The organism is Alteromonas sp. 5NW40-0090 (genome assembly GCF_057552975.1).
In genome coordinates, this window is record NZ_BAAJLT010000014.1 from 127,561 (window position 1) to 139,970 (window position 12,410).

Sequence of the window (12,410 nt, forward strand, 5' to 3'; positions counted from 1 at the left end):
AGGAATACCGGGCTTAATAGCCCGGATTCTGTATATAAATTCCGCCACTCAAATTAATCTGCTGATTAGGGATTGGTAGGTATTCATGCTTATTTTTGGTAAATGCAGCGTCTTCCAAGTAGGGCTTTCTGCCGCGCTCAGTAGTGAGGTATTCGTCAATGGTCTCTTTAGCCACGCCCCAGCGAACCAAATCGAAAAATCGATGACCTTCTAGCCCTAACTCGACGCGCCTTTCCCAGCGCAGTGCCTGCCTTGCTTCTGCTTTACCGGTAAATGTGTCGTAAGTGCCAATACGGTATAAGCTCGCATCGTTTAATCTCGCCGTGCTGGCTGCGGCCCGCTCTCTAAGACGATTGATAATCGGAGTTGCTTCTTCCCAGCGGTCGAGCTCTATCAGCGCTTCTGCTTTCCAAAGCAATACATCGGCATAGCGTACTAATACGGTATTGAGAGAGAATATTGGGAAAGGACCGTTCTCACCCCGGCAGTCACATTCAGGGTGTTCTAAGTCTTTCATTCCCGTGTAATTGCCATAGATACCTGGTGCCCGTGCCCAGCTGTCGCCGCCATGGATAAGTTCAGGGTCGTACTTAAATGGCTTGCCTTCCATCGCCACTGTATGGTCGAGCCGAGGGTCAACATGGTCAATATTTACGTTATACACACTGTCATTGAATGTGTTGAAGCGGGGCAAACCCGAGTTATCAGTCTTAAACGCGTTAACAAAGTTTTCTGTTGGAACGTGGAAACCACAGCAACCAAAACCGCCTGACATCGGCGCATTCAACGCGCTAGACCAAGAACCTCTTCCGTCAGGACTGCCATCATTCAATGAACGCTGAATGGCAAATACAGACTCCTTTCCATTCTCAAATTCGATAAGAAAATTCTCTGCATAATCGTCGTAAAGACCGTACTGTCCACTGGCTTCAATACTATCTACCAAGCTGACTACTTCTTCGAGTTTCTGCTGATTGATATTCACCACATTGTGCAGTTCGTCTTGCTCATACGCCTGATACAAAAGGGTTTTCGCTAAATAGGCTTTGGCTGATAGTGCGGACGCCCGGCCGACATCCTGCTGAACATCTGGCAAGGTGTTCGCGGCAAAACGAAAATCTGCTGCGATGTTGTCCCATAACTGCTGGTCTGTGAGATCGCGGTTCGTCGTCGCAAGTACTTCCTCTTGAGTCATCGTTTCATCAATCCAAGGGATATGCTTGTGATGGATTTTCAAATCGAAATAAAAGATAGCTCTTAAAAAACGTAACTCTGCCGCTTTTTCATCAGCGCCTGGTAATTCACCAGAAGGCGTCTCAGCAATAACCTTAAGTGCCGCGTTAGCTCTTGAAATACCGGTATAGTTGCGTGTCCATTTCTTATTGTTGAGATCGATCAAATCAGGTGGGAATGACTCCATATCCGGCACTAACGGCTCGTACATTGAAAGTGCGTGGTATGCAAAGATATCCGAAGGACCGTTTCCACCTTTGTGCGCATCACCAGCGCGAAGGTTGCCTGTCGGCCACAGATAATTAGGTGCTGTGTAGTGATCATTGCCAAGATAGGAGTACGTGGCGATAACCAAAGCATCTATATTCTCAGTCGTTGCTACCTGATCTTCTGTGAGCACTGCTTGTGGTTCACTGTCCAATTCATCGCTTCCTCCGCACGATACGACTGAAAGCGCAATCAAGCTTGTTGTCAAAAGTTTGCTTATATAGTTCATGTGTCTTTATCCATTATCCTGTTAGCTTAAAAAGAGAATTCCAGCCCGAGAGTGACGCGGCGGGGTACAGGAAAAACTTCATTAGGAGTTTCAGGATCTTCACTCAAAGTGCCATCAGGCGTGATAGTCAAAAGATTCTGAGCCTGCAAATAAATGCGTGCATCGTTAAGGCCTAAGCGTTCGATGAAATCTAATGTAGGGGTGTAACCCACGCTGATATTGCGAAGTTTTAGGTAAGTGCCCTCTTCCCAGAAAAAGCTAGACTGACGGCCCTCCCCATTGTTATCAATCAGGGTAAGCGCAGGGACATCGCTGTCTGTATTTTGAGGAGTCCAGGCATCAAGCGTTCGTGCACCATAATTTGAGCCAATGTTTAAAGAAGTGAAATCGGTGAATAGTCGCCAGTTATTCCTTATCTGTCCTCCTTTGATCCCTTGCCAGAACATGTTGAAGTCCCAGTCTCTATATTTAAACGTGAAGTTCATTCCATAGATAAAATCTGGATCCGTGTCTGCAAAGAAGTCTTGGTCGTTCTCATCAATAACGCCATTTCCATCTAGGTCTAGCCAACGGATTCGACCCGGTGCTGCGCCCGATTGTGTAGCATGTTCATTCACTTCATCTTGATTTTGGAATATACCGTCTGCTACATACCCATATACTGAGTTAATTGAACGCCCCAAGATTGTTTTATCTTGTCCATTTCCGCCAAAGGAATTAACGACATCTTCAGGCAAGGCTGTAACGGTGTTTTCAGCCGAAGATATATTGAAGTTGATATCTACAAGCAACTCGTCTTCCAGCAAGCCCGTATCTATCCACTTTTCATATCCAAGTACCAATTCAACACCGGCATTTTCAATGGTGCCGCCATTGACCCACTTTTGCGCCCCTTCGCCAAGCGTTGCAATTGGTTGAGTGAGAGTAAGAATGTCGCGGGTTTCTTTTTTAAACCAATCAAAGCTTCCATAAACCGTTCTCTCAAACAATTCGAAGTCTAAGCCGAAGTTAACCTGCGTTGATGTTTCCCATTTCAGATCTGCGTTGCCAGTTTGCGCCCGAACAAAGCCCGAAGGCAATGTGCCGCCATTTGCGCCAGTAATGTCGTATGCTGTGCCCTCATCTTGCTGGTTTGTGAAAAGTGACTGGGTCGCATAACGGGGTATATAAGTTGTTACCGTCGCATCAGTAGGAATTTCCTGATTACCCGTTTCCCCCCAGCTTCCCCTGAACTTTAAGGTGTCGATAAAATCAATATCGAAAAAGTCTTCGTTGCTAACAACCCAGCCCAATGACGCTGCTGGAAAATTACCGTACTCATTAGCATCACCAAATCTCGACGACCCGTCTCGACGAATTGTAAATGAGGACAAGTAACGGTTATCATAGTTATAGTCCACTCGTGCAAACTGGGAATCGAGGGACCAGTTGTCTCCTTCGCCTTCTACTCTTACATCCGACGTAGCCTGTGACAGATAAGCGAAAGAACGGTCATCCGAAGCGAAGCCTGACCCAATGCCTCGGGATAATTCACGCTCATAATTAATTTGCTCAACCCCGGCTAAGAAATTGAACTTGTGCAGGTCATCAAGTACGAGTTTGTAAGTGGCTGTAGCGCCAGTAATGATGCTTTGATTCCAGTTGTCTTCAACCGTTAATCTGTCTGCGCCACTGAGTGAGCCAGCGGTAAACGCACGCGTGAAATTTCTAAAATAAAACTGACTGTAATCAACCCCTACATTTCCTCTAAGCGTTAAGTTTTCAATCGGTGTGTACTCAACAAAAAAGTTCGCCATGAGTTTATTGTAGGTATGGCCGTTATCACGATTTTGCTCGATTATTCGAACCGGATTGTCTCTGTCAGTAATTCCAGGTACCGGCCCACCCCAGCCTCCTACATCGTTGTAAACGGGAACGATTGACTGCTGCTCAATTGATAGTCCTAAAATCTGACCCGCTAGGTCGTTGATAAGGTTAGCTTGTTGATCAGTGATCAAAAATGTCTGACCGACTTTTAATTTATCTTCAACAACGACATGTTCAGAATTGACTCTGAAAGCTAATCGCTCGAACTTGGAACCATCTACGATACCCTCGGCCTCAAAATAGCCCAGCGATGTATAGAACTTAGAAACGTCATTGCCGCCTGCCACCGAGAAATTCGCATCAGAGACTTTAGAGGTTCTTGTAACTTCATCAAACCATCTCGTATCGGCGGGGCGTTGAACACCTTCGGGATCAGTAAAGGTAGGCAGAATGACCGAATATAATTCTGGATTTTGAAAATTTTGGTTCCAGTCAAATGTATAAAGCGGGCTTGCTGAATTAGGGTTTGACCCGTCATTGACTGCCGCCTGCCACACTACGGCTCCACGCTCTAACGTGTTGAGTGGCTGTAGGTCATAGTCATATTCTTCAATACTCTGGTTGTATCGGAAGTTAAAATCCAGGCCATCGTGACCTTTCTTTGTGGTTACAACAATTACACCGTTTCCAGAGCGAGCCCCATAAATACTTGCAGCGGCCGCATCACGTAACACCTGTACATCGGCAATATCGTTGCTGTTAATTTCGTGTAAACCAGACTTTGTTGGAATTCCATCGATTATGTAAAGCGGGTCATTGTTGCCAAGAGGTCCTAGTCCCTGACCGCGGATCCTCACGGTTGCTGTCGAACTTGGATTACCTGTCGTGGTGATTTGTAAACCAGGTACTCTTCCCTGAAGATTTTGCATAATGTTACCAGCAGGCAAATCAATCACGTCTTCGATGTCCACTGTGGCTATTGCCCCAGTCAAATCTTTCTTCTCGACGGCGCTATAACCGTAAGAAATCTCTATTACTTCTACTTCCTCTGGCAATTCCGAATCATCAGACCCAGACCCAGCCTCTTGAGCTTGTAACGACGTTGCCATTAGCATCAGTAAAAGTGGAGTAGGCTTTATGGCCTTCCTTAGCTGACGTGTTAATGGATGCAATGTGTAATTTTTCATATCGCGCCTTGATTGTTGAAGTGGTGTAATTTCAAATAAACAACGTTGTCTTTTTAGTTTATACTATTTATGTAAAGTCTGATCAACAAAAATTTAACAAGAGGTTTTACACGCTACGTCGTTTTTAATTGGGGCTTTTAGAAGTTGGTATGCCGAAAAATTTTGCAGGAGGGCAACGTTAAAATGTTATGTAACAATATTAAGACAAGATTTTTGAATGAAAAATAAAAAGCCCAGAGCATATCTCTGGGCTTAAATACTCTATTTTCAAAAGCTCACTGGGTCATGTTATACCCGATAAGCTTTTTAGCTGAGCTATTCGCTATCTCAAAACTGCATTATAAAATAAATCGCGACAGATCTTCGTTATCTACCAAGGTTTCTAGGTGGCTGTTAACGTAGTCTGCGTCAATCACGAATGACTCACCGCTCTTTTCAGAGGCGTCAAACGAGATGTCTTCCATAAGGCGCTCAAGCACGGTGTGCAAACGGCGGGCACCAATGTTTTCAGTGCGTTCATTCACCTGCCATGCCGCTTCGGCTATACGCTGAATACCAGAATCGTCGAAACTAATATCCACGCCTTCTGTCTTCATTAGCGCAATGTACTGGTGAGTTAATGACGCATTCGGCTCGGTAAGAATGCGCTTGAAGTCGCCGACTTTAAGAGCAGATAGCTCAACGCGAATTGGAAGACGCCCCTGAAGCTCTGGAATAAGATCAGACGGCTTACTCATTTGGAATGCACCTGAAGCAATAAACAAGATATGGTCGGTTTTAACCATGCCGTGTTTTGTCGATACCGTTGAACCTTCCACAAGTGGAAGCAAGTCACGCTGAACACCTTCGCGAGACACATCGGCCGACGAGTTGCCCTCGCGTTTACAGATTTTGTCAATTTCGTCGATAAACACAATACCGTGCTGTTCTACCGACTCTATCGCTTTTTCTTTCAAATCTTCTTGATTTACAAGGCGTGCAGCCTCTTCTTCAATTAGTAGTTTGAACGCTTCTTTAATTTTCAGCTTCTTCTTTTTCTTTTGCGAACCCGACAAGTTTTGGAACATGCCTTGAAGCTGATTAGTCATTTCTTCCATACCAGGAGGCGCCATAATTTCTACGCCCATTTGCGGAAGTGCTACATCAATTTCAATTTCTTTGTCGTCTAGGTCGCCCTGACGAAGCTTTTTACGAAATGCTTGGCGCGTACCGCGATCTTCAACGTTTTCCTTATTACCCCACGCATCTTCTGGAGGAGGAAGCAAAACATCTAGAATTCGCTCTTCCGCTGCTTCTTCTGCGCGGAATTTCACTTTCTTCATTTCGTTTTCTTTCGTCATCTTTACCGCGATGTCGGCAAGATCACGAATGATGGTTTCTACTTCTTTACCCACGTAGCCCACTTCAGTGAACTTAGTCGCTTCAACTTTAATGAACGGCGCATTAGCAAGTTTAGCTAAACGGCGAGCGATTTCGGTTTTACCCACACCCGTAGGGCCAATCATCAAAATATTTTTTGGCGTAACTTCTTGGCGCAGCTCAGGTTCAAGCTGCATACGACGCCAGCGATTTCGAAGTGCAATAGATACAGCGCGCTTGGCATCTTGTTGACCGATAATATGACGGTCTAACTCGTGAACAATTTCTCTTGGTGTCATTTCAGACATGAATAAACCCTTTTCTAACAGGGCTTGTGGTACTCGTATGCAAACGAGCAACAGCAAGCCGATAACAGCTTTTCGCTATTACTTAGTAATCTAGTACATCAACCGTTTGGCTATGGTTAGTGAATACGCAAATATCACCGGCAATGGTCAACGCTTTTTCAGCGATTTCTTTCGCGCTTAGCTCCGTATTTTCAAGTAGTGCAGTAGCTGCGGCTTGTGCATAGTTACCGCCAGAGCCAATCGCGATAAGATCTTGTTCTGGCTGCACCACGTCACCGTTACCGGTAATAATAAACGATGCGGTTTCGTCTGCTACGGCAAGCAGCGCTTCTAGTTTGCGAAGCGCCCTATCAGTCCGCCAATCTTTGGCAAGCTCTACCGCCGCTTTAGTCAGATGGCCTTGGTGCGCTTCTAGCTTTGCTTCAAAGCGTTCAAACAGCGTAAATGCGTCGGCCGTGCCACCAGCAAAGCCCGCTAAAATCTTGTCGTGGTATAAACGGCGCACTTTGCGCGCATTACCTTTCATTACGGTATTGCCCAGTGATACCTGTCCGTCACCGGCCATTACCACTTGATTCCCACGTCGTACAGATACAATCGTTGTCACGTTAATTCCCCGTTTAGCTGGGCGCTGCTGCGTTTTTCGTCTAGCAAAGGCAGCAGCGTTCAAATTCAATATCAAATAAGTGGGGGAAGGCTTTTTAATTTCAAGGGTAAGACAAAAGAATGTGGCTCAGAGCTGCCTACTCTGTGGGCTTAGCGTGTTCGCTAGTGTATTGAATACACCATTTATTGAGCGCATACTCTCGCCAATGAAGCCCATGGTTATTTGACGGCATGCTGATTTAATGGATTATCAATGAAGTATCGAAGAAGTCTTTCCTTTGCCTTACTTACCCTATTTTGTGGCGTACTAACCTTATTCGTTTTGCTGGACCGATTGCCAATCATAGTCCCCGTGGGTTATGGCGCACTAAGCCTCTTTGCCGTGCTTATCTACGGTATTGATAAATCGTCCGCAAAAAAAGACAAGTGGCGAGTTTCAGAAGCAAAACTGCACCTATTAAGCCTATTGGGAGGTTGGCCTGGCGCATTGCTTGCCCAGCAGGTGTTCAAACACAAGCGTAGTAAATCGGCATTTATGAGGGTTTATTGGGTAACGGTTTTAGTTAACCTTTTTTTGCTTGGGCTAATTACATTTGAAGCAAGCGTACCTAGATTAGTAGCGAGCTCATTCTTTGCTGCCTGGTAGCGCTCCGGAAAGGCCTGCTTATCAATATTTTCCAGAACGTCCTCAAGCTCTTCTATGCTATAAGCGGCGTAATTTGGTTGTTCGGTGATGGCAATACTCATTGATACTTCCTTGTAAACGCATCCTTTCTGTACGCGTTATTCCAGCGCCCTATGCAGCGCATTAAGTGTTACCTACAATAAACTGCTATAAGTTCCAGTACCAAATTTGGCATGTGGCAATGTTCACTTTACGCAGACTGTGCTTGGCTTTTTCTGCATCACGCTTGGACTCGTAAGGGCCTAAAATAACGCGAAACCAGTCGCCGTTACTGCCGGTGCTGTGTCTTATAAGCGCCTCTAAACCTTGGAATGCAATTTTGGCTTTCATCTCTTCAGCCTGCGCGCGGGTTCTAAAAGAGGCGCACTGCATTAAGTAGCGCTTGTCAGACTTTTCTTGCTCTTTGACCTCAACTTCCACTTCGTATCCTGGCAGGGTTTTGATGTACTCCCACTCTTCCTCAGGCAGTTCAGGTAAAGATTCTTCTGTAGGTGCAACAGGTCGTGAAGCTTGGGTATCTACGTCATCTTCTACATTGTCTTTTATCGACCACAAAAACACACCAAAGCCAATCACCAATGCAAAAATACCAATTAGGCGTACGATAGGAAGCTTGCCTGAAACTGGGGCTTTAGATTTCGCGTTTGCTGTTGGCTTTCTACCTTTACCAGCAGGCTTCTTTTTTTGAGGGGAGCGTCCACGAGAGACATAATCGCGTTGAGCCATAGTCGGCAATATTCCTACTTGTTATCGTTGTTTGTATGCGTAAGAAAACGTCATATACCAAATCTTTATGAAGAAGCGGCTTTTCTGCATCTTCGATCCTGCCAAAATTTTAACGTATTGCTACCCAACAAGCTAACTGAAATCGGTAGGATCAATATCTATTGACCACCTTACCTTCATTGCCTGCGGCAACGCCTGTAAAAATGGCAGCGCCAAACGTAGCGCATTGTGAAGCGGCGCACGCTTTTCATGGCTGCATACCAGCATAAACCGGAACCTGCCTTGCCGCTTTTCGATCAGACAAGGAAACGGTCCACTTAACTCAATGGCATGCTGCTGGAGAAAGACTTGCTTACTATCTTGTAAAAAGCGATAAGCCAAACTGCTGTCGGTCGCTTCAGCGCGGATCACAAATTGGCTAATAAAAGGGGGCAGCCCCGCCGCTTTACGCTCCATCAATGCGTGTCTGGCGAAATGGCCATAGCCATTGTGCACTAAATCTTGTAGCAAAGGGTGGTGAGGATTGTGAGTTTGAAGCCACATTTCACCAGGTTTACTGGCGCGCCCAGCTCTTCCAGCAAGCTGAGTTACAAGCTGAGCGAGCTTTTCCGGTGCTCTAAAATCCGCACTAAAAAGAGCACCATCACAATCTAGTACTGCAACTAGGGTTACATGAGGGAAATGGTGACCTTTTGATAGTATCTGGGTGCCTACTAGCAGCTGGTACTCTTGGCGGTTTATTGCGTCAAGCGTTTGGTGCAGTTTATCTTTGCCCCGCACGGTATCGCTGTCTATTCGTACCTGTTTAACACCGGGAAATAAGCTTGTAAGCCCTTGCTCAACTTGCTCGGTTCCGGTACCCGCCGTAACTAATTCATTGTGATGGCACGCTTCGCAGTTTGATGGCATTGAGCGCATGCCGCCGCAGTGATGACACTGAAGTCGGTTCTGTGCTTTATGCACAGTGTAAGGACGATCACAACGCTTACACATGACGGTTTCACCGCAGTGGTGGCAGAGCAGCGCTGGCGCATAGCCTCTGCGATTCACAAACACCAATACCTGGTTTCCCGCGCTGATATGCTGGCGCATTATCGTTAGCAAGCCTTGCGAAATACCGTAGTAAATGGGCTGGTCACGCGCGTCTAACACATGCTGATGCGTGCTTTTCGCCCCTCCTGCTCGCTTGGTAAGCTGCAAATGGGCATAACGACCGCTTAGCGCATTGTTAAGTGTTTCAAGCGCAGGCGTGGCACTGCCTAGTAAAAGCGGAATATTATGCTGCTTGGCACGCATAGCTGCCAGGTCACGAGCATGATAGCGAAGCCCATCTTGCTGCTTAAAAGACTCGTCGTGCTCTTCATCCACAATCAGCATACCGGGATTGTGCAGCGGGGTGAAAATAGCCGAGCGGGTACCAATGATAATACCGAGTTCACCGGCTTTTGCTCGCTGCCACACCTGTAGCCGTTCCTTATCAGAAAGCTGAGAGTGTAAAACGCCCACTGCAATACCAAAGCGCTTTTCAAAGCGTGACACGGTTTGCGGCGTAAGCCCGATTTCTGGTACCAAGATAAGCACTTGCTTCCCTTCACGCAGTAAGGGTTCGATGGCTTGAAGATACACTTCCGTTTTACCGCTACCGGTAACCCCTTCAAGTAAACTTACTGCAAAGTTGCCTTGCTGACGGTTAAGCGCGGCAATAGCAACCGACTGTTCTGTGTCTGGAACCGGCTTTTCAGACACCGATAACGAGGCAAGCCAACTGCCTGACTTAAATTCAGGCGCGACTTCTTCAATGCTTGCCAATGACTTTTCGACAAGCGCTTTGACCGCAGGTGCGCCATACTGCTTGCGCGCTTGGGACGCTAATAAGGCACCACCGGCCATTGCAGTAAAACAGGCTTGTTGTTTAGGCGCCCGCGATAACGTGTCTGCATCCCTTTGCCTACCTTCTTCGGTAAGCATTAGCATGTCTTGAGGTGTTGGCGCTGCTGACTCGCCTTTGCGCAATAAAACAGGCAGCATGGCGTGCAACACTTCACCCGGCGCATGATGATAGTACTGCCACAGCCATTGGGCCATTTTCAGCAGCACCTCATCTATAATGGGGCTATCGTCCAGTACCGACTCAATGGCTTTTAGCTTGTTGGAGTTTTCAATGTCGCTTTCAGGTTTGTGTAGGGTTTCAACAACTACGCCCACAAGTTTGCGCGGACCAAAAGGTACAACTACCCTCACACCTGCACTGAGCGCGCTATTGTGGGTATATGTGAAAAGTTGGCGCAGTGGCACTGGCACGGCAACTTGGATAAAGGCCATTGCGAACGTTTTACCTTATTTGACGACTGTTATAGCGCGTAATGCGCTTACTAAGTTTCTTATGTTGAAACTAATTATACTGAAGCTACTTGCAGACCTATACGTTACAGTAGTTTGCGCTGCTAACAGCTAGCAACACATTTTGCTATTAGCGCATGATTTTGCTACTAGCGCATATGGCCTAGCCTTGAAAGACAAATATTTAAACATACTTTACTGTTAAGCATAAAAAGAATGTTTTTAGTTTGGCCTTTTTCTACGGCTTCCTTGTCTAGCTCTCTTGTTTAGCATTTGGCCAAAAACCGCTTGATCAAGGCCCTGCCATCCTTTATTATGCGCCGCTCTTTTGCGATAGGCTGTTCTTTGAACGACTTATCATTTGAATTAAGTAACGTATGGTGTGCGACTTCGGGTTGTATAGCGATACGGCCTTATTATGTGAGGTAACCCAATGAAACAAGATATCCACCCAAAATACGAAGAAATCACAGCAACTTGCTCATGTGGTAACGTAATGAACATTCGTTCTACGCTTGGTAAAGACATCAACCTAGACGTATGTTCTTCATGTCACCCATTCTACACTGGTAAGCAACGTAACGTTGACACTGGTGGTCGTGTTGATCGCTTCAAGAAGCGTTTCGGTGCATTGGGCAAAAAGTAAGCCTGATATCGAGTTCGAAAAAAGCGCCTTTATGGCGCTTTTTTATTGCCTAAAATTCACGCTTCACACAAACAAGGTGCACCAAACAGCGCTTTACCGCCGTTATCCTACGTCAGGGCAGTTACCTAGCCAATGTAAAAAGCCCTGCAACTCGCCTTCTGAAAACGTTTTTAGCTTAATTTACAACATTCAGCGTAACCTGAACTCAGTGAAGGTTTTTTACATTAGATAAATGCCTATCCCAATTGCCGCCACTCACTTTTTTACATTGTTCTTCGCTGTCAAAATAAATACCAACGGGTGCTGACTTAATTGACGCCAAAGCAATATTCACTTGGCTTATGAAGTCTATATCCCAACCATTAGTTAACGCCCGCTGCTTCTCCTGCTCAGTATTAAACACGGCAATCACTTGCGGCGTTCTCCAATGCCCTAAGTGAGTTAACCAAACAAATCCATTATTGGCAGATTTTACGCTTTCGCATACACCGGTTAGCACGGTTATTAGTTTTCTTTCTGTCATATCCTCGCCTTAAGTGCGAATTTTAAGTGGGCTTTCACAGGATTTTATCAGAAATATTGGATGGAGAATTAACGAGGTATCTCCCTGCGTTCTATTTTCCTGATTTGGGTTTCTGTCCTATGCATTTATGAGAACGTAGAGCCTTTCGATAGCTTTGTTTTCATCCTCCACACAATAGACCTAAGGAATGTTATAACAAGTCAAAATAAATAATATGAATGGCAATTATAGCCCCATTTTACTGGTCTAATTAGTATGCCTACCCTACATTGGTATATGAGAATTCTGATCAGATATGTACACAGTGATTGGCTGTGTTAGAGTTGCGATCGGCACTTTGATAGTGAGCATTAATTCTGTGAATAATGCATTACTTTCAAGACTTGTGGCGCTTTTGGGTACATGAACCTGAGGCTTGTATCCATTAAGGTATGTGAACAAAATCAGTAAAGGTTAACGCCTAATCTGCTTTTTCCACATGCCACCTAAAGGCCT

9 protein-coding genes and 1 pseudogene are annotated in these 12,410 nt (G+C 45.7%); 2 read left to right on the forward strand and 8 right to left on the reverse strand.

What is annotated here, in order from left to right; translation table 11 throughout:
• Nucleotides 1-13 precede the first annotated feature (13 nt).
• From AC27KT_RS17240 to hslV, 4 genes are all read right to left on the reverse strand, one after another.
• Nucleotides 14-1,729, reverse strand: coding sequence for a RagB/SusD family nutrient uptake outer membrane protein (locus AC27KT_RS17240; RefSeq protein ID WP_487132010.1), 1,716 nt, complete (start codon nt 1,727-1,729; stop codon nt 14-16).
• 26 nt (nt 1,730-1,755) lie between these two features.
• Nucleotides 1,756-4,650 (reverse strand): SusC/RagA family TonB-linked outer membrane protein, encoded by a 2,895-nt coding sequence (locus tag AC27KT_RS17245; protein ID WP_487132102.1) that lies wholly within the window; start codon nt 4,648-4,650, stop codon nt 1,756-1,758.
• Between the two features lie 410 nt (nt 4,651-5,060).
• The gene (gene hslU / locus AC27KT_RS17250) at nt 5,061-6,389 is read right to left on the reverse strand and encodes an ATP-dependent protease ATPase subunit HslU (protein ID WP_061096006.1); all 1,329 of its coding nucleotides are present in this window, start codon (nt 6,387-6,389) and stop codon (nt 5,061-5,063) included.
• An 82-nt stretch (nt 6,390-6,471) separates the two neighbouring features.
• Nucleotides 6,472-6,996, reverse strand: a complete 525-nt coding sequence (hslV, locus tag AC27KT_RS17255) for an ATP-dependent protease subunit HslV (protein ID WP_014950969.1) — start codon at nt 6,994-6,996, stop codon at nt 6,472-6,474.
• A gap of 252 nt (nt 6,997-7,248) precedes the next feature.
• Between hslV and AC27KT_RS17260 the strand changes: the two are divergent.
• Nucleotides 7,249-7,518: pseudogene (locus AC27KT_RS17260) on the forward strand (DUF1294 domain-containing protein); the annotation flags it as partial.
• 20 nt (nt 7,519-7,538) lie between these two features.
• Here the strand turns inward: AC27KT_RS17260 and AC27KT_RS17265 are convergent.
• From AC27KT_RS17265 to priA, 3 genes are all read right to left on the reverse strand, one after another.
• The gene (locus AC27KT_RS17265) at nt 7,539-7,742 is read right to left on the reverse strand and encodes a hypothetical protein (RefSeq protein WP_487132104.1); all 204 of its coding nucleotides are present in this window, start codon (nt 7,740-7,742) and stop codon (nt 7,539-7,541) included.
• Between the two features lie 85 nt (nt 7,743-7,827).
• A complete protein-coding gene (locus AC27KT_RS17270; protein WP_487132013.1) occupies nt 7,828-8,406 on the reverse strand; it encodes an SPOR domain-containing protein in 579 nt (192 codons plus the stop codon).
• A gap of 132 nt (nt 8,407-8,538) precedes the next feature.
• The gene (gene priA / locus AC27KT_RS17275) at nt 8,539-10,728 is read right to left on the reverse strand and encodes a primosomal protein N' (RefSeq protein WP_487132015.1); all 2,190 of its coding nucleotides are present in this window, start codon (nt 10,726-10,728) and stop codon (nt 8,539-8,541) included.
• 451 nt (nt 10,729-11,179) lie between these two features.
• On the opposite strand from priA, the gene rpmE reads away from it, so the two are divergent.
• Nucleotides 11,180-11,392 carry a 50S ribosomal protein L31 gene (gene rpmE, locus AC27KT_RS17280; protein WP_014950975.1) on the forward strand — a complete coding sequence of 71 codons (213 nt, stop codon included), beginning with the start codon at nt 11,180-11,182 and terminating at the stop codon, nt 11,390-11,392.
• A 205-nt stretch (nt 11,393-11,597) separates the two neighbouring features.
• Here rpmE and AC27KT_RS17285 read toward each other — a convergent pair whose 3' ends face one another.
• Nucleotides 11,598-11,915 carry a hypothetical protein gene (locus AC27KT_RS17285; RefSeq protein ID WP_487132018.1) on the reverse strand — a complete coding sequence of 106 codons (318 nt, stop codon included), beginning with the start codon at nt 11,913-11,915 and terminating at the stop codon, nt 11,598-11,600.
• Nucleotides 11,916-12,410: the final 495 nt, after the last annotated feature.

Bases quoted from the DNA above. Each gene is read 5' to 3' on its own strand.
- priA (WP_487132015.1), bottom strand. From the start codon at position 10,728: ATGGCCTTTATCCAAGTTGCCGTGCCAGTGCCACTGCGCCAACTTTTC.
- AC27KT_RS17270 (WP_487132013.1), bottom strand. From the start codon at position 8,406: ATGGCTCAACGCGATTATGTCTCTCGTGGACGCTCCCCTCAAAAAAAG.
- AC27KT_RS17285 (WP_487132018.1), bottom strand. From the start codon at position 11,915: ATGACAGAAAGAAAACTAATAACCGTGCTAACCGGTGTATGCGAAAGC.
- hslU (WP_061096006.1), bottom strand. From the start codon at position 6,389: ATGTCTGAAATGACACCAAGAGAAATTGTTCACGAGTTAGACCGTCAT.
- AC27KT_RS17240 (WP_487132010.1), bottom strand. From the start codon at position 1,729: ATGAACTATATAAGCAAACTTTTGACAACAAGCTTGATTGCGCTTTCA.
- rpmE (WP_014950975.1), top strand. From the start codon at position 11,180: ATGAAACAAGATATCCACCCAAAATACGAAGAAATCACAGCAACTTGC.
- AC27KT_RS17265 (WP_487132104.1), bottom strand. From the start codon at position 7,742: ATGAGTATTGCCATCACCGAACAACCAAATTACGCCGCTTATAGCATA.
- AC27KT_RS17245 (WP_487132102.1), bottom strand. From the start codon at position 4,650: ATGCTAATGGCAACGTCGTTACAAGCTCAAGAGGCTGGGTCTGGGTCT.